Source organism: Bartonella sp. AP150HLJHH (genome assembly GCF_042196385.1).
Taxonomy (GTDB): Bacteria; Pseudomonadota; Alphaproteobacteria; order Rhizobiales; family Rhizobiaceae; genus Bartonella.
In genome coordinates this window covers 1-578 of sequence record NZ_JBHIQC010000140.1, presented here as the reverse complement: position 1 = coordinate 578, position 578 = coordinate 1, and the positions used below count along the sequence as shown (strand labels likewise).

Sequence of the window (578 nt, the reverse complement as noted above, 5' to 3'; positions counted from 1 at the left end):
TTTTTTGTTGAGTTTCCCAATGCTCTCAAAACACTGATTGTTAAAAAATCTACTATGAGTGATTATTGGGGCATTTGGGCGAACAATGTTGCTGAGATTGCACAAAACCATATCACACGCCTTCAAACTCTGCTTTCTGATCAAACAAGCGAAGCTTATCATGCCTTTGATGCGTTTTATAAAGAATTAAAAAACAACTTAAACAGTGAGATAAAGCAAGAAGAAGCGATTGAGATGTTAGCGCAACATCTTGTGACGCGTCCCGTGTTTGAAGCTTTGTTTGAGGGCAATGAATTTGTACAAAACAATGCCATTTCGCAAGCAATGGAAAAAATCTTAACAGAACTCGACAAAACCAATATCGAGGAAGAATCCAAAGAATTACAAGAGTTTTATGACAGCGTAAAGTTCCGTGCCTCTGGCATTACAGAACCACAGGCAAGACAAAATCTTATTATCAAACTTTACGAAGATTTTTTTACCAAGGCATTTAAGAAAACCACGGATAGGCTTGGGATTGTTTATACCCCCGTTGAGGTCGTGGATTTTATCATTCATTCTGTTGATGATGTGTTGCG

Annotated in this window: 1 pseudogene; it reads left to right on the top strand. The window is 37.9% G+C overall.

Annotation, left to right across the window (positions count from 1 at the left end):
- Positions 1–578, top strand: a pseudogene (locus tag ACFING_RS10110) (damage-inducible protein); the annotation flags it as partial.